This window comes from Halomonas marinisediminis, from assembly GCF_004347715.1.
Taxonomy (GTDB): Bacteria; Pseudomonadota; Gammaproteobacteria; order Pseudomonadales; family Halomonadaceae; genus Halomonas; species Halomonas icarae.
Window position 1 is genome coordinate 12,523 of record NZ_SLTR01000026.1, and the last position, 23,596, is coordinate 36,118.

24 protein-coding genes and 1 tRNA gene are annotated in these 23,596 nt (G+C 65.9%); 19 read left to right on the forward strand and 6 right to left on the reverse strand.

All coding sequences use genetic code 11. The features are described 5' to 3' along the window. Positions 1 to 72: 72 nt before the first annotated feature. Positions 73 to 149, reverse strand: a tRNA-Arg gene (locus E0702_RS14950). A gap of 163 nt (positions 150 to 312) precedes the next feature. On the opposite strand from E0702_RS14950, the gene E0702_RS14955 reads away from it, so the two are divergent. Both E0702_RS14955 and E0702_RS14960 read left to right on the forward strand, forming a co-directional pair. Beyond that, positions 313 to 1,203: a methyltransferase domain-containing protein gene (locus E0702_RS14955; RefSeq protein ID WP_132045262.1), complete on the forward strand. Its 891-nt coding sequence runs from the start codon at positions 313 to 315 to the stop codon at positions 1,201 to 1,203. Next, the gene (locus E0702_RS14960) at positions 1,203 to 2,231 is read left to right on the forward strand and encodes a methyltransferase (RefSeq protein WP_132045264.1); all 1,029 of its coding nucleotides are present in this window, start codon (positions 1,203 to 1,205) and stop codon (positions 2,229 to 2,231) included. The genes E0702_RS14955 and E0702_RS14960 overlap by 1 nt, the downstream gene beginning before the upstream one ends. Here E0702_RS14960 and E0702_RS14965 read toward each other — a convergent pair whose 3' ends face one another. The 3 genes from E0702_RS14965 to greB all read right to left on the reverse strand — a co-directional run bounded on the left by E0702_RS14965 (position 2,232) and on the right by greB (position 3,262). Then, positions 2,232 to 2,486, reverse strand: a complete 255-nt coding sequence (locus E0702_RS14965; RefSeq protein WP_132045266.1) for a DUF2442 domain-containing protein — start codon at positions 2,484 to 2,486, stop codon at positions 2,232 to 2,234. It lies immediately after the preceding gene. 61 nt (positions 2,487 to 2,547) lie between these two features. Then, the gene (locus tag E0702_RS19965; RefSeq protein WP_240721777.1) at positions 2,548 to 2,712 is read right to left on the reverse strand and encodes a DUF4160 domain-containing protein; all 165 of its coding nucleotides are present in this window, start codon (positions 2,710 to 2,712) and stop codon (positions 2,548 to 2,550) included. Positions 2,713 to 2,722: 10 nt separating this feature from the next. After that, positions 2,723 to 3,262, reverse strand: coding sequence for a transcription elongation factor GreB (gene greB, locus E0702_RS14975; RefSeq protein ID WP_132045268.1), 540 nt, complete (start codon positions 3,260 to 3,262; stop codon positions 2,723 to 2,725). Between the two features lie 153 nt (positions 3,263 to 3,415). On the opposite strand from greB, the gene E0702_RS14980 reads away from it, so the two are divergent. From E0702_RS14980 to E0702_RS15030, 11 genes are all read left to right on the forward strand, one after another. Then, positions 3,416 to 4,063 (forward strand): tetratricopeptide repeat protein, encoded by a 648-nt coding sequence (locus tag E0702_RS14980; RefSeq protein WP_132045270.1) that lies wholly within the window; start codon positions 3,416 to 3,418, stop codon positions 4,061 to 4,063. Between the two features lie 115 nt (positions 4,064 to 4,178). Continuing rightward, positions 4,179 to 4,817: an NUDIX domain-containing protein gene (locus tag E0702_RS14985; protein ID WP_132045272.1), complete on the forward strand. Its 639-nt coding sequence runs from the start codon at positions 4,179 to 4,181 to the stop codon at positions 4,815 to 4,817. Position 4,818: 1 nt separating this feature from the next. Next, positions 4,819 to 5,268 carry a DUF1249 domain-containing protein gene (locus E0702_RS14990; RefSeq protein ID WP_132045274.1) on the forward strand — a complete coding sequence of 150 codons (450 nt, stop codon included), beginning with the start codon at positions 4,819 to 4,821 and terminating at the stop codon, positions 5,266 to 5,268. A 24-nt stretch (positions 5,269 to 5,292) separates the two neighbouring features. Next, positions 5,293 to 6,039 carry a metallophosphoesterase gene (locus E0702_RS14995; RefSeq protein ID WP_132045276.1) on the forward strand — a complete coding sequence of 249 codons (747 nt, stop codon included), beginning with the start codon at positions 5,293 to 5,295 and terminating at the stop codon, positions 6,037 to 6,039. 119 nt (positions 6,040 to 6,158) lie between these two features. Beyond that, on the forward strand, positions 6,159 to 7,121 hold the full coding sequence (gene cysD / locus E0702_RS15000) for a sulfate adenylyltransferase subunit CysD (RefSeq protein ID WP_165927540.1): 963 nt from the start codon (positions 6,159 to 6,161) through the stop codon (positions 7,119 to 7,121). Further along, positions 7,121 to 8,569, forward strand: coding sequence for a sulfate adenylyltransferase subunit CysN (cysN, locus tag E0702_RS15005; RefSeq protein WP_132045278.1), 1,449 nt, complete (start codon positions 7,121 to 7,123; stop codon positions 8,567 to 8,569). Before cysD ends, cysN begins: the two co-directional genes overlap by 1 nt. A 66-nt stretch (positions 8,570 to 8,635) precedes the next feature. Continuing rightward, a complete protein-coding gene (locus E0702_RS15010) occupies positions 8,636 to 9,766 on the forward strand; it encodes an App1 family protein (RefSeq protein ID WP_240721778.1) in 1,131 nt (376 codons plus the stop codon). A gap of 71 nt (positions 9,767 to 9,837) precedes the next feature. Then, the gene (locus E0702_RS15015; protein WP_132045280.1) at positions 9,838 to 10,512 is read left to right on the forward strand and encodes a zinc metallopeptidase; all 675 of its coding nucleotides are present in this window, start codon (positions 9,838 to 9,840) and stop codon (positions 10,510 to 10,512) included. 120 nt (positions 10,513 to 10,632) lie between these two features. Further along, positions 10,633 to 11,067, forward strand: a complete 435-nt coding sequence (locus E0702_RS15020) for a hypothetical protein (RefSeq protein ID WP_132045282.1) — start codon at positions 10,633 to 10,635, stop codon at positions 11,065 to 11,067. Beyond that, positions 11,064 to 11,597 carry a plastocyanin/azurin family copper-binding protein gene (locus tag E0702_RS15025; RefSeq protein ID WP_205741940.1) on the forward strand — a complete coding sequence of 178 codons (534 nt, stop codon included), beginning with the start codon at positions 11,064 to 11,066 and terminating at the stop codon, positions 11,595 to 11,597. The genes E0702_RS15020 and E0702_RS15025 overlap by 4 nt, the downstream gene beginning before the upstream one ends. Beyond that, positions 11,594 to 12,328: an RNA polymerase sigma factor gene (locus tag E0702_RS15030; protein ID WP_132045284.1), complete on the forward strand. Its 735-nt coding sequence runs from the start codon at positions 11,594 to 11,596 to the stop codon at positions 12,326 to 12,328. The genes E0702_RS15025 and E0702_RS15030 overlap by 4 nt, the downstream gene beginning before the upstream one ends. A 93-nt stretch (positions 12,329 to 12,421) precedes the next feature. Here the strand turns inward: E0702_RS15030 and cmoB are convergent, their stop codons facing one another. Then, complete coding sequence (cmoB, locus tag E0702_RS15035; RefSeq protein ID WP_132045286.1) at positions 12,422 to 13,414, reverse strand: tRNA 5-methoxyuridine(34)/uridine 5-oxyacetic acid(34) synthase CmoB; 993 nt, start codon at positions 13,412 to 13,414, stop codon at positions 12,422 to 12,424. A gap of 3 nt (positions 13,415 to 13,417) precedes the next feature. Next, the gene (gene cmoA / locus E0702_RS15040) at positions 13,418 to 14,200 is read right to left on the reverse strand and encodes a carboxy-S-adenosyl-L-methionine synthase CmoA (protein ID WP_132045288.1); all 783 of its coding nucleotides are present in this window, start codon (positions 14,198 to 14,200) and stop codon (positions 13,418 to 13,420) included. Positions 14,201 to 14,284: 84 nt separating this feature from the next. Between cmoA and pgi the strand changes: the two genes are divergently transcribed. The 6 genes from pgi to E0702_RS15070 form a co-directional block, all read left to right on the forward strand. Next, the gene (pgi, locus tag E0702_RS15045; protein WP_132045290.1) at positions 14,285 to 15,943 is read left to right on the forward strand and encodes a glucose-6-phosphate isomerase; all 1,659 of its coding nucleotides are present in this window, start codon (positions 14,285 to 14,287) and stop codon (positions 15,941 to 15,943) included. A 28-nt stretch (positions 15,944 to 15,971) separates the two neighbouring features. Continuing rightward, complete coding sequence (locus E0702_RS15050) at positions 15,972 to 16,598, forward strand: YqiA/YcfP family alpha/beta fold hydrolase (RefSeq protein WP_132045292.1); 627 nt, start codon at positions 15,972 to 15,974, stop codon at positions 16,596 to 16,598. Between the two features lie 15 nt (positions 16,599 to 16,613). Next, positions 16,614 to 18,494, forward strand: a complete 1,881-nt coding sequence (parE, locus tag E0702_RS15055; RefSeq protein WP_132045294.1) for a DNA topoisomerase IV subunit B — start codon at positions 16,614 to 16,616, stop codon at positions 18,492 to 18,494. Positions 18,495 to 18,745: 251 nt separating this feature from the next. Beyond that, entirely contained in the window at positions 18,746 to 21,007 is a 2,262-nt protein-coding gene (parC, locus tag E0702_RS15060) for a DNA topoisomerase IV subunit A (RefSeq protein ID WP_132045296.1), read from the forward strand. 165 nt (positions 21,008 to 21,172) lie between these two features. Beyond that, positions 21,173 to 22,402, forward strand: a complete 1,230-nt coding sequence (gene serB, locus E0702_RS15065) for a phosphoserine phosphatase SerB (protein ID WP_132045298.1) — start codon at positions 21,173 to 21,175, stop codon at positions 22,400 to 22,402. A gap of 136 nt (positions 22,403 to 22,538) precedes the next feature. Next, a partial coding sequence (locus E0702_RS15070; RefSeq protein ID WP_132045300.1) for a hypothetical protein occupies positions 22,539 to 23,596 on the forward strand: 1,058 nt, incomplete at its 3' end.

Sequence of the window (23,596 nt, forward strand, 5' to 3'; positions counted from 1 at the left end):
GGTGCAATGCGCCGACGGTCCGACGCCGAGGGGTGTTCGGATCGTTTGGGTAGGAGAGCGGAGGGAAGGAAGTGGCGCCCCCATCAGGATTCGAACCTGAGACCTTCCCCTTAGGAGGGGGACGCTCTATCCAGCTGAGCTATGGGGGCAACACGCGGCGCATTATAGAGAAATGCGCCGGCGAGGGGAACCGGCAACAAGGTGCCATCGTCGACAGATGCCGTTTCGGATTGCAGCAATTTGAGGCGTTATGGAGATGAGCCGGAGGCGGCTTGCGGGTAGAATGCCGGCATCTTCGCTCAGGGTCGCTCCATGACATCCCCTTTGTCTCCGCCGCCATCGTCTCCGCTCTCCGTCCATGGTGATCGCCACTTCGACGGTCTGGCCGACAAGTTCGCCGCGAGCCTCTATGGTGGCGTGCGCGGTGAGCTGCGCCTGGCGCTGCTCGACCGCCTGCTGCCGGAGATGCTCGATCTGCGCGGCCAGCCGCTGCTCGATGTGGGCGGTGGCCTGGGGCAGCTGGCCGGCTGGTTTGCCGAGCGGGGTCATCCGGTCACCCTGGCCGAGCCCTCCGCCGAGATGCTCGAACGGGCCCGCGAGGCGCTGCTGAAAACATCGGCCGAGCGCGAGATCACCTTTCTTCCGGCGCCGCTGCAGGCGCTTCCCGAGCAGGCCCCCGGCCCCTGGTCGTTGATCGCCTGCCATGCGGTGCTCGAGTGGCTGGGGGATCCGCGGGTGGCCCTGGCGATCCTGGCCGGCCTGCTGGTCCCGGGCGGGCAGCTCTCGTTGATGGTCTTCAATCGTGATGCCCTGCGCTTCTCCAATGTGGTCAAGGGTAACCTGCAGAAGGCCCTGGATGACCGCCTGGAGGGCAAGGGATTGCGTCGTCGACTGACACCGATCTCGCCGCTGACACACGCCCAGATCATGGCCTGGAGTGCCGAGCTGGGCCTTGAGGTGCGCGAGGTCGCGGGCATTCGGGTCTTCCATGACTATTTGCGCAGCCCCCCGCAGACCGATGACGACCGCGAGCGGCTGCTCGAGCTCGAGTGGCGCTACTGCCGGGTCGACCCCCACTGGCGGCTGGGCCGCTATCTGCTCTATACCCTGGTGCGCCGTGATACCCCGGTTTCACCCGCCTCTTCATCAGCCTCTTCACCAACCTCTTCATCAACCTCTTTACAAGACCAGGAGCCCCTGTGATGCATGCCGAGACACCCCGCGCCGAGAATCCGGTCTGCCAGCTGCTGGAGCGCCAGGCCGCCGACTATCGCGGTTGGTGGTGGGTGGCGCCGCCACGGGACACCTGGCTGGAGGCGGAGCAGGGGATGGCGATCAGTGCCGACCTGAGCCTGCGTGAGGCGTGGCAGGCCGCCGGCGGCAGGGCACATTCCCCCTTTGCGCCCGAGCTTGCCGGTGACGAGCCCCCGGCCGGGGTGGTGCTGTTCTGGCCCAAGAGTCATGCCCTGGGTGAGTGGTGGCTGCTGTGGTTGTGCGCCACGCTGCCCGAGGGCACGCCATTGCAGCTGGTGGGCGAGAACCAGGGCGGCATCAAGCGGGTGCTCAAGGTGCTGGCCGCCCTGGGGCTGGGGTGTCGCAAGCTCGACAGCGCGCGGCGCTGCTCGCTGTTCGAGAGCCGCCTCGGCCGCGTGGGCATCGACCCGTCAGCGGCCTGGACCACCTTCGATGCCGGTCTGGATGACGAGCCGTTGACCCTGGCCAGCCACCCGGGAGTATTCGGCCACGGCAAGCTCGACGATGGCACACGGCTGCTGCTGGAGAGCTTGCCTGGAGCGCTGAGGTTCGAGGGTCGCGAGCTTCTGGATATGGGCTGTGGTGACGGCATCCTCGCCGCCTGGCTGGCACGCCAGGGAGCGCGGGTCAGTGCCGTGGATGTCAACGCCTTCTCGGTGGAGGCGACCCGGCGCAGCCTGGCAGCCAACGAGCTGGCCGGCGAGGTGCTGGAGAGCGATGTCTACTCGGCGCTGGTGGAGCGTCAGTTCGATGCCATCATCAGCAACCCGCCGTTTCATCAGGAGCGCGCCATCGATTACGGCCCCGCGGCGCGGCTGATCGGCGAGGCGCGGGCGCACCTGCGCCCCGGCGGTGCCTTGATCATCGTGGCCAACGCCTTCCTGCCCTATCCGGACCGGCTCGAGCGCGCCTTCGGCAGCTTCGAGATCCTCGCCGACGATCGTCGCTACCGGGTCTATCGCGCCATCAAGCGCTGATCAGGCGACGTGGTCGTGGTGCTGTGAGATGTCGCCTCGGCCGGCGAGCAGCCCGGCGACGGAGATGTCCTCATCGAGGGCATCCCAGTGAAGCCCCTTGCCTGAGTAGCTGATTCGACACGCGTCGCGTTCGTCGGGAGTGGCGTGCAGCAGGCGTGGAAACCAGGCTAATGGGATGCCCAGCGTTCTGCCATCGTTGAGCTCGACCCACATGGTGTAGTCATCAAAGCTGACGGTCTTGGCGGAAATGCTCATTCCAGGCCCTCTCGATATCATGACGATGCTCTTCTACCAACTGCATAAGCTGTGAGAGCTGTCACCGATTGTAGCCAGCGCTGTTGGCGATAGCGACCTGTGGCTCCAGCCAGATCTTGGCCTCCCCATCTCCGCTTTCTGCATGAACATGGATAGGCTCGAGTGGGTTGCCTTCGTTCGAGTAGAAGAAGAACCTGATCCCTTTGTAGCGGAAGATGACCGGCATGGTGGCACTCCTATGCCTGCGGGTCGCGGTAGTCGATCTCGGTGATGATATAGGTGGTCTCGCCACCGGGGGCGGCCACCGTGACCTCCTCGTCCAGGGGCTTGCCGAGCAGCGCTCTGGCCAGCGGCGAGTCGACGCTGATCCAGTGCTTGTCGGGGGCGATCTCGTCGTGGCCGACGATGCGGATGCGCATCTCCTCGCCTTCCTCATCCTCCAGGGTGACGAAGGCGCCGAAGTAGACCTTGCCGGTATCCGCCGGCAGCCGGTCCACCACCGTCAGCTCGTCGAGCCGCTTGGTCAGATAGCGGATGCGCGCGATGACCCGGCTCAGCTCCTTCTTGTTGTACGTATAGTCGGCGTTCTCCGAGCGGTCGCCCAGGGCCGCCGCCTCTCCCACCTTGGCGGAGAGGGCGGGGCGCTTGACCCGCGAGAGATGGTCGAGGATGCCGCGCAGCCGCTCGGCGCCCTCGGCGGTGATCAGGTGGCTCTTGGGTTCCTGGCGCGGATCCTTGGCCGGGTCGCGCCAGCGGGTCATGTTACGGCCTTTCATGGTGTACCTCGTGATTCATAGCCTGGCGGTATCTGGCGGGAACATACGCCAAGCGAGTGGCGAAGGCCAAGATGGGAGCGACTGGCGAATGATTCAAACGTTCGTTACATTCGGGTGTGGGATCACAATACCAACACCCGAAGGAGAGCCGAGATGATACGACGTCGACTGCTGACAAGCGCCATGGGGCTGGGCGTCAGCCTGAGCCTGGCGGTGCTTCCTGTGGCAGCCGCCCACGCCTGGGAGGCGCGGGTGGAGGGCATCAAGAACCACTGGGAGCGGGTGGTGACCGAACAGCCCGAAGGGGAGCGCGCCGATGGCCTCAAGGCCCTGGCCGGCCAGGCCGAGCGGCTGGTGGAGGAGCACCCGGATGCAGCGGTGCCGCTGGTGTGGCAGGGCATCATCGAGGCCTCCTGGGCGCGGGAGCGTAGCGGTCTTGGGGCGCTCTCCAGTGCCAAGAGCGCCCGCGCTGCCCTGGAGCGGGCGGTAGAGCTCGACCCCCAGGGGCACAATGGTTCCGCCTACGTCACGCTGGGCGCGCTCTACGATCGCGTGCCGGGTGGCCTGGTAGGCTTCGGTGACAGCGAGACCGCCGAGCGCATGTTCCAGCAGGCCCTGGCCATTCGTCCCGACGGTATCGACGTCAACTTCTACTATGCCGCCTTCCTCAAGGAAGAGGGGCGCCTGGACGAGGCCCGCGAGCATGCCCGGCGCGCCGTGGAAGGGCAGGCTCGGCCGTCTCGCACGGCCTCCGACGAGGCGTTGCGCGACGAGGCCCGCGAGCTGCTGGCCAGTCTCTGAGGGCTCAGGGCTATCGCGATTGGCTGTGGCGGTCGTTGGCCAGGTATCGCGTTCAAGGTTGGCATCCCCGGTGTCGATCACGATAATGGGGCCTTTCCTGTGACCGGAGAGCGCCATGCGTGACCCGCGCGAGATCCCGGATCTGGCTGCCGCCCCCTTCACCCGTGCCGATGTGGAGCTTGCCGAGCGCCGTTGCCTCCATCAGGGCTTCTTCCGCCTCGAGTCGCTGCATCTGCGCCACCGCCTGTTCCAGGGTGGCTGGAGCGAGCCCATGGTGCGCGAGGTGCACCAGCGCCACGACGCCGTGGGAGTGCTGCTCTACGACCCCGAGCGCGATGCCGTGGTGCTGGTGGAGCAGTTCCGTGCCGGTGCCATCGATGATCCCGAGTCTCCCTGGAAGCTCGAGGTCGTCGCGGGCCTGGTGGAGCCGGGCGAGAGTGTTGCCGATGTCGCGCGCCGTGAATGCCAGGAGGAGGCGGGGTGCGAGGTGGGTGAGCTGGTCGAGCTGCACACCTACTATCCCAGCCCCGGCGCCTGCAACGAACGGGTTACCCTGCTCTGTGGCCTGGTCGATAGCCGCGGCATCGGCGGGGTGCACGGCCTGGACGAGGAGCACGAGGATATTCGCGTGCATGTGCTGTCGTTTGCGCGGGCCTGGGAACTCCTGCAGGCTGGACGACTCGACAATGCCATGTGCCTGATCGCCTTCCACTGGCTGGCCGGTGAACGGGCCTCATTGCGAGCGAGGAGGTAGCGTGCCGACGAGAAGCGCCTATGTGACAGATCTGAAGAGCCTGCAGGGCGAGTGCAGCGCCAACTACCTGCGGCTGCTGCGCCTGATGGGTGAGCTTGCGCCCGGTGAGAGCCGTGAGGTGGAGCTGGTGAGCCATGGCCATCGTGTGGGACAACTGTGTCTCAAGCTGCAGGAGCGCGCGCCCTATACCAGCATCGTGCGGGTCACCCAGCGCGGCATCCTCGACGACTACCTCGAGACGCCTCGCATGCGTGTGCATCTCTATCATGATGCGCGCATGGCCGAGGTCACCGACTTCCAGCGCCAGCGCCACTTCCACGGCCGCTATCGCTATCCCAATGCCCAGATGCACCAGCCGGACGAGAAGCTGCAGCTCAACCGCTTCCTCGGCGAGTGGCTCGAGCACGGTCTTGCCCACGGCCACTCCCTCGACGTTCCAGCGCTGCGCTAAGCGGCTGACACCCCGGAGCCTGCCATGCCTCGCCTGGTCCAGATCAGCGACTGCCATCTATGCGCCGACCCAGAGGCCCGCGGCCGGCGCGGGGTGCCGCTGCGCCAGCTGGAGGCGGTGGTGGCGGCCGTCAACCATGAGCGCTCCGACCTGGTGCTGGTCACCGGTGACATCAGCAACGATGACAGCGCCGCCTCCTATGCGCTGGCACGACGCACGCTGGACACCCTCGATGCGCCCTGGGAGTGGCTGCCCGGCAATCACGATGTGCTCGCCCCCATGGCCGAGACTCGGCCACTGAACGACGAGCTGACCCTCGGCCAGTGGCGACTCCTGCTGCTCGACACCCATCTACCCGGCCAGCCCCACGGCGAACTCGACGCGGGGGCTCTGCAGGCGCTGGAGCGTCGCCTCGCCGCCGACACGTCGCGACCGGTGCTGATCGCCATGCATCACCCACCCCTGTTGGTCGGGTCCGCCTGGCTGGATGCCATCGGCCTGCGGCGCAGGGAGACGTTCTGGCAGACCCTGGCTCCCCATTCGCATGTCCAGGCGATTCTTTGTGGTCATATTCACCAGGCCTTCGTCGGTCGCCATGCGCTGGAGGGGGGCGAGGTCACGGTCTACGGCTGCCCCTCCACCATCGACCCCTTTCTGCCGGGGAGCGAGCACTTTGCCGTCGACCCGATCGCGCGCCCCGGGTATCGCGTCATCGATCTGGAAGAGGAGGGGTTGACGACGCGGGTCGAACGGGTCGATATCTCGATATGAGTTATAAAAAGATAGTTATTGATTCTTTTGGGTTATTGTTGGCCCGGCGTTACCCTGCTAGACATCGACAATCGACAGCGTCCCTGTCTTCTTTGCCATGTCATGCGAGGTAACCGGCCATGACCCTGCTTCATGCCCCCAAGCGCACGGAGGCGCCCGCGGCGACTGCCGTGCCCGACCCACGGCGGCTCACCCACCTCAAGCAGCTCGAGGCGGAGTCGATCCATATCATCCGCGAGGTGGTGGCCGAGTTCGCCAACCCGGTGATGCTCTACTCCATCGGCAAGGATTCGGCGGTGATGCTGCATCTGGCCCGCAAGGCCTTCTACCCCGGGCCGCCGCCCTTTCCGCTGCTGCATGTCGACACCACCTGGAAGTTCCGTGAGATGATCGCCTTCCGCGATCGCATGGCCGAGCAGGCGGGCATGCAGCTGCTGGTGCACACCAATGAGGAGGGGCGTGCCGCCGGCATCAATCCCTTCGATCACGGCTCCAGCGGCTATACCGATGTGATGAAGACCCAGGCCCTCAAGCAGGCCCTGGACCACTACGGCTTCGATGCCGCCTTCGGTGGCGCACGCCGGGACGAGGAGGCGAGCCGCGCCAAGGAGCGGGTGTTCTCCTTCCGCGACCGCTTCCACCGCTGGGACCCCAAGAATCAGCGCCCCGAGCTGTGGAACCTCTACAACGCCCGGGTCAACAAGGGCGAGTCGATCCGTGCCTTCCCGCTCTCGAACTGGACCGAGCTGGATATCTGGCAATACATCTACCTGGAGAGCATCCCCATCGTGCCGCTCTACTTCGCCGCGCCACGCCCGGTCGTGGAGCGTGACGGCATGCAGATCATGGTCGATGACGAGCGCCTGCCGCTGGCCCAGGGCGAGGTCCCCGAGGAGAAGTGGGTGCGCTTTCGCACCCTGGGCTGCTATCCGCTCACCGGGGCGGTGGAGTCGAAGGCGGCAACACTGCCCGAGATCATCCAGGAGATGCTGCTGACCCGCACCAGCGAACGCAGCGGTCGCGCCATCGACCACGACCAGGCGGGCTCAATGGAGAAGAAGAAGCGCGAGGGCTATTTCTGATGTCACACCAATCGACCCTGATCGCCGACAATATCGAGCAGTATCTGAACGAGCATGAGAACAAGGACCTGCTGCGCTTCATCACCTGCGGCAGCGTCGACGACGGCAAGTCGACCCTGATCGGTCGGCTGCTGCATGACTCCAAGATGATCTTCGACGACCAGCTGGCGGCGATCACCCAGGCCTCAAAGAAGAGCGGCACCACCGGCGAGGAGGTGGATCTGGCGCTGCTGGTCGATGGCCTGCAGTCGGAGCGCGAGCAGGGCATCACCATCGATGTGGCCTACCGCTTCTTCTCCACGGATCGTCGCAAGTTCATCATCGCCGATACCCCGGGGCACGAGCAGTACACGCGCAACATGGCCACCGGGGCCTCCAATGCGAGCCTGGCGATCATCCTGATCGATGCGCGTCACGGGGTGCAGACCCAGACCCGGCGGCACAGCTTCATCGCCGACCTGCTGGGCATCCAGCACCTGGTGGTGGCGGTCAACAAGCTCGACCTGGTGGATTACTCCCGTGAGCGCTTCGAGGAGATCGTCGCCGAGTATCTGACGATCGCCGAGAAGCTCAATGCCCCGGATATCCGCTTCGTGCCGATTTCGGCGCTCAAGGGCGATAATGTGGTCAATCCCAGCGCCGCCATGCCCTGGTACAGGGTGGAGGGAGAGCCGGGGCCGACGCTGCTGGAGCTGCTCGAGACGGTAGAGGTCAGCCGCGATCGCAATCTCTCCGACCTGCGCCTGCCGGTGCAGATCGTCAACCGCCCCAATCTCGATTTTCGCGGCTATGCCGGCACCCTGGAGGCGGGTCTGCTGCGCCCCGGCCAGGCGATCAAGGTGCTGCCCTCGGGGGTGAGTTCAACGGTCGAGCGCATCGTGACCTGGGACGGCGATCTCGAGGAGGCCTTCCCCGGCCAGGCGATCACCGTGACCCTTGCCGATGAGCTGGATATCTCCCGGGGTGACTGGATCGTCGCCGAGGATGCCGAGGTGGCGCTCACGAATGTCTTCGAGGCGGATATCGTATGGATGCATGAGCAGCCCCTCGAGCCTGGCCGCCAGGTCGATATTCGTCTGGCCGGCCGTTCGGTGGCGGGGCAGGTGAGTGCCATCGATCATCAGGTGGACGTCAATACCCTGGAGCGTCACCCCGCCGAGCGCCTCGAGCTCAACGCCATCGCCCGCTGCCGGGTGACATTGACGGGAGAGGTGCCGGTGGATGACTATGCGTTTAGCCCCGGTACCGGCAGCTTTATCGTCATCGACCGTCTGACCAATGTCACCGTGGGGGCCGGGATGGTACGCCGCATCCACGCAAGCGAGGGTGCCGCTCCCGGTGATATCGACTGGGCCGGTTTCGAGCTCGAACTCAACGCCCTGGTGCGCCGCTACTTCCCCCACTGGGAGGCCAGGGACCTGCGCGAGCTGCTCCGCCGAGAGCCATAAGCCGAGGGACCAGAGGAGAGTAGGCGGCGCGGCCAGTCGGGATGGCACAAGGAGAGGCTGCGCAGCATGAAATCCCCTATCGCGACCGTTCGCCCCGTTCTGGACTTCATCAAGCGGCTGGTGCGTACCGTCGCCAGCCCCATGAAGCACGATCATGGTCGTGGCGGCATGATGGTCCAGCCATATCGAGGATACGGCTCCCGCACGCGGGTCTTTCTGATGGGCCGGGTGTTCCGCCAGGCGCGCCTCGGGCGGATGATCCCGCGCCGCGGCATGCTGCGTGACACCGCCGATGTCGTGCGGCGGATCGCTCGTCGCGGGTACGCCGACGCCCGCGTGGAGATACGTCTCGGCGACAATAGCGTCGCCGTCACCACGAATAGGGATGGCTACTTCGATGCCCAGCTGGCCATCGCCTATCCGTTGCCCGAGGAGGTCGCCTGGCACCGGGCGGATCTCGTGGTCACGGCAAACAGCCAGCCTCCCGTTCAGGCGAGCGTCGATGTCTTCGTGGCGCTGCCCGAAACGGATCTGATGGTGATCAGCGATATCGATGACACGGTCATGTACACGGGCGTCGCCGACAAGCTGCGCATGCTGTATCGGCTGTTCGTCGAAAAGCCCCATCGACGCACCGCCTTTTCCGGTGCCGCCTCGCTCTACCAGGCGCTGCATCGTGGCGCAGAGGGGCATGCCCAGCGCCCGATCATCTATGTATCCCGCGGCCCCTGGGCGATCTACGAGGTCCTGGAGACCTTTTTTCAGCTCAACCATATTCCCGTGGGACCCATCCTGTTCATGCGCGAGTGGGGCATCTCCCTTCGCCACCCCTGGCCACGGCGTGCCGAGGATCACAAGCGCGACCTGATCGCGCGCATGCTGGCCCTGTTCGACGAGATGCCCTGCATCCTGATCGGTGACAGTGGCCAGCATGATCCCGAGATCTATACCCAGATCGTCGAGGCGAACCCCGATCGCATCAAGGCGATCTATATTCGGCGGGTGGACGACAAACCGGATCGTGAACGCGCCATTCAGCGGCTTCGCGACCAGATTCGCCATACATCATGTGAGTTGGTGCTGGCCCCCGACAGCAACCTGATGGCGGAGCATGCGTATGCCAATGGCTATATCTCCTCCCATGGCGTGGAGGCCGTGCGTCGGGATATCGCCGCTAGTAAAAACGACCCGGCGTGATCAGCCTCCTGGCGAGTCGCGTCTCCTGATACCCTCAAGGTCCCTATCGCCAGTTTGCTCGGGTGCCCGTGATGATCGTCTTGGTGATCGTTCTGCTGTTGGCTATCTTCCTGCTGCCCAATGCCTGGGCCCAGTGGGTGCTCAAGCGTCATGCACGGGGGCGCGACGACTACCCCGGCAGCGGGGCGGAACTGGCCGAGCATCTGCTGCGCCGCCTCGGCATCGAGGGCGTTCGGGTAGAGGTGACCGAGCGGGGCGATCACTACGACCCCGAATCGCGCTGCGTGCGGCTCTCCCCCGCGGTGTACCGGGGGCGCTCCCTTACCGCCGTCATCGTAGCGGCCCACGAGGTGGGACATGCCATCCAGCATCACCAGGGCTATGCCCCGCTGCTGGCGCGCTCGCGGCTGGTGGCGGTGGCCCAGAAGGCCGAGAAGCTCGGCGCCCTGCTGATGATGGCCGCCCCCTTCCTGTTCGTGCTGACCCGTCTCCCCGGTGGGCTTGCCATCGTGGTGGTGGCGGCGGTGATCAGCTTCGGCACCGCCGCGCTGGTACATCTGGTGACCCTGCCGGTGGAGTTCGATGCCAGCTTCCAGCGTGCCTTGCCGCTGCTCAAGGAGTACATCCCGCCCGGCGACATGGCCGGTGCCCGCCATGTGCTGACCGCCTGCGCCTTCACCTATGTGGCGGCGTCGCTGTCGAGCATTCTCAATCTGGGGCGCTGGCTGGTGATCCTCAGACGCTGAAGGCCTGGACGCCTGCGGAACGCATGGCGTGCGAAGGCGGGAACCCAGCGTGTGGCTGCTGCAACCAACGGGTAGATGCGCCGCTGGCGCGCATCATCAACCCGCTGGAGGGGAGTCACCATGAATAGCATCAAGACGCTGACAATCGGACTGGGAGTGGCCGGGCTGCTGGGCGGTATCTCGTCACAGGCCATGGCCCATGACGAGGAAGCGCTGCGGCAGGCGCCGCCGGCATCACCCTATGTAAAGGTGAGTGATGCGCTGCCGCTGCCGGAGTTTATCCCCGGGCTCGGTACGCTCTTCGTCGACCCCGATACCCTGCCGGCCGGCCCGTTCCTGGCCTATGATCGCGAGGGGCAGCTGTCGGCCACCGTCTACATGACGCCGCTGGCCGCACTTGAGGAGGGAGCGGCCTTCAATGATATGGCAGTGGGCCTGCACCCTGTCGACTCGGTGGATATCTACTATAACGCCGGCCATCCCGGCGTGGATGAGCCCCATGCCCATGTCGTGCTGTTCCACGACAGCGAGGCGAAGGCGAGGCTGACCCCATGAGCCTGACTCGACGCCGGTTCCTGGTCATGAGCGGCGGCATCGCCGCTCTGGCCGCGCTGCCCCTGGCCATCGCCGAGCCGGAGCATGAGGTCGAGATCGCCATGCTCGGCACGGCACGCGGCGAGCGGGTATGGTTCACGCCACTGGGGATCGCGGTGGCGCCATCGACGCGCGTGTGCTTCGTCAATCGAGACCCCGGCAACAGCCATACGGCCACGAGCTATCATCCGGCGAACTTCGAGCGAACCCAACGGATTCCCGATGCGGCCGTCCCGTTTCACAGCGGGTTTCTGCTGCCCGGTGACACCTTCGAGGTGGTGCTGGATGCCCCGGGGGTCTATGACTACTACTGCCTGCCCCATGAGCGGGCGGGCATGGTGGGTCGCATCGTGGTGGGCACCCCGGAGACGCCGGGGTGGCAGGGGGCGGTCGTCGCGACGGTTCACGCCGCCGCCACCGCACTGGCGGCGCTGCCGTCGGTGGAGCAGATTCTTGCCCACGGCCAGGTGATGCCGGAGGAGGCTGCATGACATATCGTTTGCGCGGTCTTGAGTCGCCCGAGCGGTTGGTGCCGGCGCTAGCCGGTGAGGCAGAGAGCGAACTGGTTGCCCGGGCACGGCATGGCGACGAGGCGGCGGTGCGCGAGTTGGTGCGACGCTTCAATCCGCGGCTGTTTCGTGTCGCGCGTGGCCTGCTGGACAGCGATGCCGCCGCGGAGGAGGCGGTGCAGGAGGCCTACGTGGCGGCCTTCACGCGGCTCGATACCTTCCGTGGCACGGCGCGCTTCTCCACCTGGCTGACCCGCATCGTGATCAACCAGGCCAGGATGCAGTGGCGTCGTCGGCGTCCGCTGGAGGAGTACGACACCGTGGATGAAGGCGATACCGATGACACCGTGGTGGTCTTTCCCGGTATCGGCCCCGAGGCCCTCGAGGCGGGGCTCGGTCGCCGGGAGTTTCGAGCCCTGCTGGAGGAAGCCCTCGACGAGCTGGCGCCGGAGTTCCGGTTGCCTTTCTTGATGCACGAGGTCGAGGGCATGGGGGTCTTCGCCATCGCCCGGGACCTGGGCATCAATCCCGCAACCATCAAGACGCGGCTGTTTCGGGCGCGTCGCAAGTTGCGTGCCCGCCTGGAGGCGAAGATGAAGGGAGGCTTCGGCGAAGTCTTTCCCTTCGATGGCGCGCGCTGTGCCGGCATGGCGGGGCGTGTCGTCGAGCGGCTTGTGGCGGCGGGGCAGATCAACCCACCCGGTTGGCGATGACCACCGCACGGTGCGGTGCCGGATAGCCCTCGCGGCTCCGGGTGGGAGCGTCAGGGTCGAGGCACAGAAAACCGCGCCAGCGACAGCGAAGATTCACCTCGTCCGGTTGGCGATGACCACCGCACGGCGCGGTGCCGGATAGCCCTCTCGGGTGCGGCTCGGATCGTCCGGGTCGAGAAAGTCCCCCAGCGACTGGAAGGTCATCCAGTCGGTGGCGCGCTGCTCGTCGGTGGTGGTCACCGCCTCGTCCACCACGCGCACGTTCTCGAAACCGCAGCGCTCGAGCCAGTGGCAGAGGGCAGCGGAAGAGGGCAGGAAGTAGACATTGGGCATGGCGGCGTAGCGCTCGCCGGGGAGCAGCACCGTGGTGGCATCTCCCTCGACCACCAGCGTCTCCAGCACCAACTCGCCACCGGGCCGGAGCGCCTCCTTGAGCTGCTGCAGATGCTCCAGCGGAGAGGGGCGGTGGTAGAGCACGCCCATGGAGAACACCGTATCGAAGAAGCCGAGATTCTCGGGCACCTCCTCGATGCCCACCGGCAGGAAGTGGGTGCGCAGGCCATCGGCATCGCCGACGAAGTGGCGTACCGCCCGGAACTGCCAGAAGAAACGCGGCGAGGGGTCGATCACCAGCACGAAGGCGGCCCCGGCGCCGGCCATTCGCCAGCCGTGGTAGCCGCTGCCGCCGCCCACATCGAGGATACGCCGGCCGGCGAGCGGTGCCAGGTGTGGAACGACGCGCTGCCACTTCCAGTCGGAGCGCCACTCGGTATCGATATGAATCCCGCCCAGTGAGAAGGGCCCCTTGCGCCAGGGGGCGAGTTTTCTTAGCAGGTTCTCGCACTGGCGACGGCGACTCTCGTCGAGCGCGAGGTCGACGCTGACCGTATCGGCATTCAACTGTACATGGCGCTCGTCGGGCAGCGCCGGCAGCTTGGCCACCGCCTTCTCCCAGGCGGGCAGGTCACCGAAGCGCTTGCGGTCGAGGCCGCGGGCGAGCTGTTCCGGCAGGCGCGCCAGCCAAATGTCGAGCCCCTGGTCGATAAAGGCCTGATAGAGCTCGCGGTGTTCGGCGGCGATCGGCATGGTTCAGACCTCGTCTGGCGTCGGCGTGGCGCCCCCCCTGGAAGCCTCATGTTTGAAGGCGATCAGGGAGGCAAAGTTGAGCAGCTGGAACCAGGTGTGGGTACGCGAGAAGCCGGCCTGGTCGAGACGAGCATGGTGCTCGGCCAGGGTGTCGGGTACCAGCACGTTCTCCAGCGCCGTGCGCTTCTGGCTGATCTCCAGATCGCTGTAGCCGTTGGCGCGCTTGAAGTCGTGATAGCGCTCTACCAGCCAGGCGTTCTCCTGCTCGTCCTCGGCGCGTATCTTCTCCGAGAGCACCAGCACACCGCCGGGCTCCAGGGCGGCAAACAGGCGCTCCACCACGGCCTCGCGGTCCTTCGGAGGCAGGAACTGCAACGTGAAGTTGAGCACGATCATGCCCGCCGGCTGATACTCCAGCTGACGGATATCGCCCTCGATCACCTCCATGGCGTGGTCGGGGCACTCGGCGGCCAGCGTCTCCCGGGCGCGGGAGACCATGGCCGGCGAGAGGTCGACGCCGGTGTAGCGGAAGGCGTCCGGGGCGAGTTGGCCGGCCAGGGCCAGGCCCCCGGCACCCAGCGAGCAGCCCAGATCATAGACCCGGGCACCATGGCGCAGGTGGCGCTGGGCGATCAGCCCCAGCATGCCGAGTATCTGTCCGTAGCCCGGCACCGAGCGTCGAATCATGTCGGGAAAGCAGGCGACGACTCGCTCGTCGAATGAGAAGCGGGCCACCCGGTCGAGGGGTGTCGAAAAGATCGCGTCACGGTAAGATGCGTCACTCATGATCGGGCCAGATAGACGGAAACGAGCGCCATTCTACGCGTGCCGCCTCGCCCTCGCACCCGTCGCTTTCAAGGAGGAGAAAGGATGATCAACGAGAGCGCCGCCTGGCGTGAGCTCGAGGCGCATGCCGCTGAATTGAGCCAACGCCACCTGCGTGAGCTGTTTGCCGCGGAGCCGGATCGTCAGGCCTGCTTTACCCGCCATGCCGCGGGCCTGACCCTGGACCTCTCCAAGCAGCGCTGGTCCGCCGAGACCCTGACGCACCTGCTGGCCCTGGCCGAGCAGGCCGGGGTACCCGGGGCGATCGAACGCCTGCTCGCCGGCGAGCGAGTCAACGTCAGCGAGGACCGCCCGGCCCTGCACACGGCGCTGCGGCTGCCCGCCGAGGCGTCGCTGGTGGTGGAGGGGGAGGACCTGGTGCCTGCGGTCCACCGCACACTGGAACGCATGACGGAGATGGTGGCGCTGTTTCATGCCGGTCAGTGGCGAGGCGCCACCGGCAAGCCGATCCGGGATGTGGTCAATCTGGGGGTCGGTGGCTCGGACCTCGGCCCGCTGATGGTGACCCATGCCCTGACCGACTATCGCCCCGATGACGTGCACACCATCGAGGTGCACTTCGCCTCGACCATGGATGGCTCCCAGCTGGCCGACTACCTGCTGCGCCTGAACCCCGAGACCACGCTGTTCGTGCTGTCATCGAAGTCCTTCACCACCATCGACACGCTCTCCAATGCCAACACCGCGCGAGACTGGCTGATGGCCCGCCTGGCGGGAGGCGATGGCGTCGATACCGCGCTGATCATGCGCCAGCACTTTATCGGCGTTTCGGCCAGCACCGAGAAGATGAACGAGTGGGGCATCGCCCCGGCACACCAGCTGGAGTTCTGGGAGTGGGTAGGGGGGCGCTATTCGCTCTGGGGTGCCATCGGCCTGCCCATCGCCCTGGTGACCGGCATGTCGCACTTCCGGGCATTGCTGACCGGCGCCCACGCCATGGACCGCCACTTCCGCGAGACCCCGATGGCGGACAACCTGCCGGTGCTGCTGGCCCTGGCGGGGATCTGGAACGTCAACTTCCTGGATATTCGCGCCCACTCCATCCTGCCCTACGATGGACGCCTGGAGTACTTCGCCGCCTATCTCGAGCAGCTGGAGATGGAGTCCAACGGCAAGTCGGTGACCCATGAAGGGCGCGAGGTCGGCTATGCCACCTGCCCGGTGCTGTGGGGCCAGCTCGGCCCCAACGCCCAGCACGCCTTCTATCAGTTGCTTCACCAGGGCACCCAGGCGGTGGAGTGCGATTTCATCGCGCCGCTACGGCGCTACGATAGGGTCGAGGATGCCGCGACCCGGGCCCACCTCAAGGGGCAGCACCGCCTGACCCTGGCCAACTGCTTTGCCCAGTCCCGGGTGCTGATGCTGGGGGATGATGCCATCGACGATGACGGCCCGCGCCCCGGCCACAAGCGCTACCGCGGCAACCAGCCCTCCAGCACCCTGCTGCTCGATGAGCTGACGCCTTCCACCCTGGGGGCACTGATCGCCCTGTATGAGCACAAGGTATTCGTTCAGGCTACGATCTGGGGGATCAACCCCTTCGACCAGTGGGGGGTCGAACTGGGCAAGAGGATCGCCGGCGAGACCCAGCGCATCCTCGAGAGCCACCAGGGGCTCGCGACCATGGATGCCTCCACGCGAGCCCTGATCGAGGCGGCCTGGGCGGCAGAGGAGTCCTTATGAAGCTGGCTACCTATACAGGTGTTGCGGTATGCTGAGCGGCTCGAGGCAGCCAGCGCCTGCGACCGGGGTGCTCTATCTTCACGGCTTCAACAGCGGGGCCGCCTCGCCCAAGGGCGTGTTGATGCGGCGCGCCTGCGAGGCCGTGGGAGTGCCCTGCATCACGCCCCAGCTGCCACACCAGCCGAGTGAGGCGCTGGCACTGGCGGAGTCGCATCTGTCCGAGCTGGGCGAGCGCCCAATGGTGGCGGGAAGCTCCATGGGGGGCTTTCTGGCGACCTGCCTGGCCGAGCGTTTCGCGCTTGCCGGGGTGCTGATCAACCCGGCGGTGCGCCCGGCGGATCTGGTGGCGGAGTGGGTGGGCGAGCGGTTCGTCAACGACCATACCGGCGAGCGGTTCACGATCGGCGAGCGACACCTGGTCGAGCTGGCGGCGCTGACGCCTGAGGCGGTTAGCCCCGAGCGCTATCTGCTGCTGCTGGGAACCGCCGATGAGGTGCTCGATCCGGCCCATGCCTGCGCGCTCTATCGTGGCGCAAGCATGCTGCTGCACCCCGGAGCCGATCATGCCTTCATGGTACTCGCACGACACCTGCCGGCGGTGCTGGCGCATGGCGGTCATGCCCTGCCGCCCAAGTGGCAGGCCAGCCAACACTAAGGAACCGGACGACTCATGACGCAATACAGTGCCAGCTCGATCGAGGTGCTTTCCGGCCTGGAGCCGGTGCGCAAGCGCCCGGGCATGTACACCGATACCAGCCGCCCCAATCACCTGATCCAGGAGGTGGTCGACAACAGCGTCGATGAGGCGCTGGCCGGCCACGCCAGCCGCGTCGCCGTGCGCCTGTTCGAGGATGGTGGCATCGAGGTCTCCGATGACGGCCGCGGCATGCCCATCGATATTCACCCCGAGCACGGTGTCTCCGGGGTGGAGTTGATCCTGACCCGGCTGCATGCCGGGGGCAAGTTCTCCAACGCCAGCTACCAGTTCTCCGGCGGCCTGCATGGGGTCGGGGTGTCGGTGGTCAACGCCCTCTCCCGGCGCCTGGAGGTGGAGGTGTTGCGCGATGGCAGCCGTCACGCCATCGCCTTCGAACACGGCGAGCCGGTCTCCGGGCTTGCGGTGATCGGCAGCGTGGGCAAGCGCAATACCGGCACGGTGCTGCGTTTCTGGCCCGAGACCAGCTACTTCGATAGCCCTCGCCTGGCCATCGGGCGGCTCAAGCACCTGCTGCGTGCCAAGGCGGTGCTCTGCCCGGGACTCAAGGTGACCCTGGTGGAGCCCGATGGCACCGAGAGCGAGTGGCAGTACGCGGATGGCCTGCGCGACTACCTGGCCCAGGCGACCGACGGTTACGAGGTGCTGCCCGACTCGCCCTTTATCGGCCATTTTGCCGATGACGAGCAGGGCGTGGACTGGGCGATCCAGTGGCTTCCCGAAGGGGGCGAGCCGTTGCTGGAGAGCTACGTCAACCTGATCCCCACGCCCCAGGGCGGCACCCACGTCAACGGGCTGCGCGCCGGCCTGCTCGAGGCGCTGCGGGAGTTCTGCGAATACCGAAGCCTGCTGCCGCGGGGGGTGAAGCTTAGCGCCGAGGACCTCTGGGAGCGGGTCAGCTATGTGCTCTCGGTGAAGATGCTCGACCCGCAGTTCGCCGGTCAGACCAAGGAGAGGCTCTCCTCGCGCACCGTGGCGGGCTTCGTTTCCGGCGTGGTCAAGGACGCCTTCTCGCTGTGGCTCAACCAGCATGTCGACCAGGCCGAGGCCCTGGCGGAGCTTGTGATCAGCGCCGCCCAGCGCCGCCAGAAGAGCTCGAAGAAGGTGGCGCGCAAGAAGGTCACCTCGGGGCCGGCGCTGCCCGGCAAGCTGGCCGACTGCTCCGGTCAGGACCCGGCCGCCAGCGAGCTGTTTCTGGTGGAGGGGGACTCCGCCGGCGGCAGCGCCAAGCAGGCGCGCGACCGCGAGACCCAGGCGATCCTGCCGCTGCGCGGCAAGATACTCAACACCTGGGAGGTGGAGTCCCACGAGATCTACGGCTCCCAGGAGGTCCACGATATCGCCGTGGCCGTGGGCATGGACCCCGGCAGCGACAACCTCTCCAAGCTGCGCTACAACAAGATCTGCATTCTTGCCGACGCCGACTCCGACGGGCTGCATATCGCGACCCTGCTGTGTGCGCTGTTCGTGCGTCACTTCCCGGCACTGGTCGACGCCGGTCACGTGTTTGTGGCCATGCCGCCGCTCTACCGCATCGACCTGGGCAAGGAGGTCTTCTACGCCCTGGACGAGAGTGAGAAGGCGGCGATCCTGCGCAAGCTGGAGGGCAAGCGCGGCACCGTGAACGTCCAGCGCTTCAAGGGCCTGGGCGAGATGAGCCCGCTGCAGCTGCGTGAGACCACCATGGCCACCGAGACACGCCGTCTGGTCCAGCTCACCCGCGAGGCCGACGACGGCACCATGGAGATGATGGACATGCTGCTGGCCAAGAAGCGGGCCGCCGACCGCAAGAGCTGGCTCGAGGACTACGGCAACCTGGCGGATATCGAGGTCTGACCCGGCTTCGCCGGGAGCTGTAAGCCATAAGCTTGAAGCTGGAAGAAATGCCGAGGCGAGCGGCGCCGGTGGCAGCCCGCGGCGGAGGTCCTATGCCAGGGATGGCATCGGTAGCGCCCAGGGATGGGTTCACAGCGCCTCCGCCTAGGGCTGTCACCGGGTAAGCCGCGATTGTAAGCCGCGGACTCCGATGAGTTTTCAGTGGGACGATCCCCAAACGATTCCACGATCGCGAATAAGGTCAACGTGCTATGACCATGGATATCCAGGTGGCGGAGGGCGACGTCGAGCGCCTTTCACTGCGCGAATATACCGAGAAGGCGTATCTCGACTACTCGATGTACGTCATTCTCGACCGGGCGCTGCCGCATATAGGCGACGGCATGAAGCCGGTGCAGCGCCGCATCATCTACGCCATGCGCGAGCTGGCCCTCAACGCCAGCGCCAAGTACAAGAAGTCGGCGCGTACCGTCGGCGATGTGCTGGGCAAGTTCCACCCTCACGGCGACAGCGCCTGCTACGAGGCGATGGTGCTGATGGCCCAGCCGTTCAGCTATCGCTACCCGCTGGTGGATGGCCAGGGCAACTGGGGCAGCCCCGATGACCCCAAGTCGTTCGCGGCCATGCGCTATACCGAGGCGCGGCTGTCGAAGTTCGCCGAGGTGCTGCTCGCCGAGCTGGGCCAGGGCACCGTGGACTGGACTCCCAACTTCGACGGCACCATGAACGAACCCGTGGTGCTGCCGGCCCGGCTGCCTCATGTGCTGCTCAATGGCGGCACCGGCATCGCCGTCGGCATGGCGACGGATATTCCCCCGCACAACGTGAACGAGGTGGTCGAGGCCACCTGTCACCTGCTGCGTCATCCCGAGGCGACCACCACGGATCTGGTCCAGCACCTGCCGGCGCCGGACTTCCCCACCGCGGCGGAGATCATCACCTCGCGTGCCGACCTGCGCAAGGTCTACGAGAACGGCCGCGGCTCGGTGAAACTGCGCGCTCGCTATGTGCGGGAGGAGGGGAGCGTGGTGATCACCGCGCTGCCCTATCAGGTCAGTGGCGCCAAGGTACTCGAGCAGATCGCCGCCCAGATGCAGGCCAAGAAGCTGCCCATGGTGGCCGACCTGCGTGACGAGTCGACCCACGAGGAGCCGACCCGGCTGGTGATCGAGCCGCGCTCCAATCGTGTCGATATCGAGTCGCTGATGGCGCACCTGTTCGCCACCACCGACCTCGAGAAGAATATCCGCATCAATATGAACGTGATCGGCCTTGACGGCCGGCCACGGGTGATGCCGCTACCCGACATGCTCGGCGAATGGCTGCGCTTCCGGCGCTCCACGGTGCGCCGGCGCCTGGAGCACCGCCTGGGCAAGGTCGAGGACCGCCTGCACCTGCTCGAAGGCCTGCTGATTGCCTACCTCAATATCGACGAGGTAATCCGCATCATCCGCGAGGAGGATGAGCCAAAGCCCGCCCTGATGGAGGCCTTTGGCCTCAGCGATCGTCAGGCCGAGGCGATCCTTGAGCTGCGCCTGCGCCACCTGGCCAAGCTTGAGGAGATGAAGATCCGCGGCGAGCAGTCGGAGCTCGAGGCCGAGCGTGCCCATCTGCAGGAGCTGCTGGGCAACGAGGCCAAGCTGACCGACCTGATCGAAGAAGAATTGCGTGCCGCCGCCGAGGCCCACGGTGACGAGCGCCGCTCGCCTATCGTCGAGCGCGAGGAGGCCCGAGCGCTCTCCGAGGTCGAGCTGGTGGGGGCCGACCCGGTGACCGTGGTGCTCTCCGAGAAGGGCTGGATTCGCAGCGCCAAGGGCCACGAGATCGACCCCTCGGGGCTCTCCTTCAAGGCCGGCGACCGCTTCCATCTCGCCGCCCGTGGCAAGACCAACCAGCCGCTGGTGCTGCTCGACGATACCGGCCGCGCCTACACCCTCCAGGCACATAACCTGCCCAGCGCGAGAGGGCAGGGCGAACCGGTGACCAGTCGCGTCAATGTGGTGGCCGGCGCCCATATCGCCGGGGTGATGCTGGCGCCACCGGCGACCCGCTATCTGCTCGCCTCCGATGGCGGCTACGGTTTCGTCGCCCGTCTCGAGGAGCTGGTGGGCAAGAACAAGTCGGGTAAGTCGGTGCTCACCGTGCCCAAGGGCTGCAATGTGCTGCCCCCGGTGGCGGTACCCGAGGGAGAGGGGACGCTGGTCGCGGCGGTCTCCAACGAGGGGCGCCTGCTGCTCTTCCCCCTGAGTGAACTTCCCGAAATGGCCAAGGGCAAGGGCAACAAGATGATCGATATCCCCGGCCCGCGAGCCGCGCGTCGCGAGGAGTTCGTCCGCGACCTGGTGGTATTGCCGGCCGATGCCAGCCTGGTGGTGCATGCCGGCAAGCGCCATCTGACGCTCAAGGCCAACGATCTGGCCTATTATCTTGGCGAGCGCGGCCGGCGCGGCAGCAAGTTGCCGCGTGGGTTGCAGAAGGTTGATAGGTTGGAAGTGTTGAAGGGCGACACCTGACAAGACGGTGCCGCGGCGCCGGGGATAGGCCGTAGAGGAGGTCCTACGCCAGGGATGGCGTCGGTAGCGCCCAGGGATGGGTTCACAGCGCCTCCGGAGGGCCGGCCCCGCTCGAAGGCCTGTCGCCGGATCAGCCGCGGACACGAGAGAGCATCTGAGGCAACCATGACAAGACGAATCTTGATCCGCGCCACCGGCGTGGCACGGCCGGGTCAGCTGGCCGGACTGGGCAAGGCACTGGCGGCAAGTGGCGCGCGGCTGCTGGATATCAACCAGAGCGTGACCTTCGGCATGCTGTCGCTGGAGGCCCTGGTGGGCCTGGACCGCGACAGCGACCTCGAGGCCGCGCTGTCGGCAGCGGGTGACGAGCTGGGCCTCGACGTTCAGGCGATCCAGGTCAGCGCCGAGGATTACCAGCGCTGGAGCAGCCAGGCCAGCCGACCTCGGCTGATCCTTACCCTGCTGGCGCCGCACCTGCCCGCGGGCATCCTGGCCGAGGTCGGCTCGCTGACTGCCGAGCATGGACTGACGGTGGAGCTGATCCATCGCCTCTCCGGTCGCGAGCCACTGGATGGCGGCGTGCCCCAGGAGCACGACAGCATCCAGGGCGCCTGCGTGGAGTGCTGGCTGCGTGGCGACGAGGTCGACCTCGATGCGCTGCGCGAGAAGGCACTGGCGCTGGGCGCCATGCATGGGGTCGATATCGCCATCCAGGAGGACTCCATCTGGCGTCGCCATCGTCGGCTGGTCTGCTTCGACATGGACTCCACCCTGATCCAGGCCGAGGTGATCGACGAGCTGGCACGCCGTCACGGGGTCTACGACGAGGTAGCCGAGGTCACCGAGCGTGCCATGCGCGGCGAGCTCGACTTCCAGCAGAGCTTTCGCGAACGCATGGCCAAGCTCAAGGGGCTCGACGAGGCGGTGCTGGCCGAGATCGCCGAGGAGCTGCCGCTGATGGATGGCGTCGAGCGCCTGATGACCCAGCTCAAGCGTCTGGGCTATCGCACCGCCATTCTCTCTGGCGGCTTCACCTACTTTGCCCGTCATCTGCAGCAGCGGCTCGGCTTCGATGAGATCCATGCCAACGAGCTGGTGATCGAAAACGGCAAGGTGACCGGCGAGGTGCGTGAGCCGATCCTCGACGCCGATCGCAAGGCGGAGCTGCTGCGCGATATCGCCACCCGTGAGGGGCTGGCCATGGAGCAGACCATCGCCGTGGGCGATGGCGCCAACGATCTCAAGATGCTGGCCGCCGCGGGACTCGGCATCGCCTTTCGCGCCAAGCCGCTGGTGCGTGCCCGGGCAAGGCACTCGCTCTCGACCCTGGGCCTCGATGCCGTGCTCTACCTGATCGGCTACCGCCAGGGCGATCTGGAGGAGTCAACACGCTAAATGACATGTTTGTAGAACACTGTTCTGTATCAATAATTCAAACGTGTGTTGGTGGTTGGTCCTGGTGGTAGTGGTGTACCGACTGGATACAATGTATAACGCAAAGTATTAAGAAATAATCAGGGTAGGTAGCGTTATGCAGACGATGACGGTCGTAACACTTTCCGGTGAAGCGTGGGTGCGGGATGGTGATGGCAAGCTTCGCGCACTTCAGGAAGGCGATACCGTTGAGGTTGGGGACGTCATCGTAACAGCCTCCGGCACCACACTGGAGCTGGCAGGGCAGAACGGCGTCAACCTGCAGGTGCCGGGGGGCACCCAGGTGGCGCTGAGTGAGCTGCTGGCGAGTCTAGCCGACGCCTCTCGAGTTGATGCCGAGGCAGTCGACGACCACGGGGACCACGGCGATACCGAGGAGCATGACGCTTCGCCGCTGACTCCACAGCCGTTAGTGGAGATACAGAATACCCACAGCTCTGCTGTCTCACTGTTTACTGATGCAGGGTTTAGTTTCGTTCGTGTGGAGCGTATCGAGCTGCCGCTCAAGCCGCTGGCCTTTGACTATGGGTATGAGCGAAGCCATCTCTTGGATACCCCCGAGGGGGGGAGACCTGGCCGGACCTTTGACGGTGACGACCATGGTGTTTCCGTGGTGGCACCGAGCAACACCGAAGCCACCACGCCGGATGGCAATGTTTCCGATCAAGTAGTATTCGAGAGCGGGCTGACTACTGGCTCGGCCCCAAACGAGGCCGACACTCGGGTGGATGCCGGTTTCATCTTCACGGCGCTGAACGGGCTGGCCGACACCGGTGCAATCACCATTGCCTACACCGATGTGAACGGCGAAGCCCAGACACTGAGTTTGAGCGGGACCGAGGTGAAAGGGCTGGGCACGGTCACTCAGACCATCACCACCGAATATGGTGAACTGGTGCTGAACGGTTACAGCCAGGCAGGTGACAACACCATCACCATTGATTACGACTACACCCTGACCACTGCCCCGAACGTATCGGACGACGAGACCCAGGACCGCTTTACCCTCACTGTCACCGACAGGGATGGCGATAGTAAAAGCAGTGATTTGAATATCAAGATCGTCGACGATGCGCCGACTGCGGCTGATGATGCCAACAGCATCACCGAAGACAGCACCGTGGCGGCTAGTGGCAACGTGATTGGCGGCGTGAA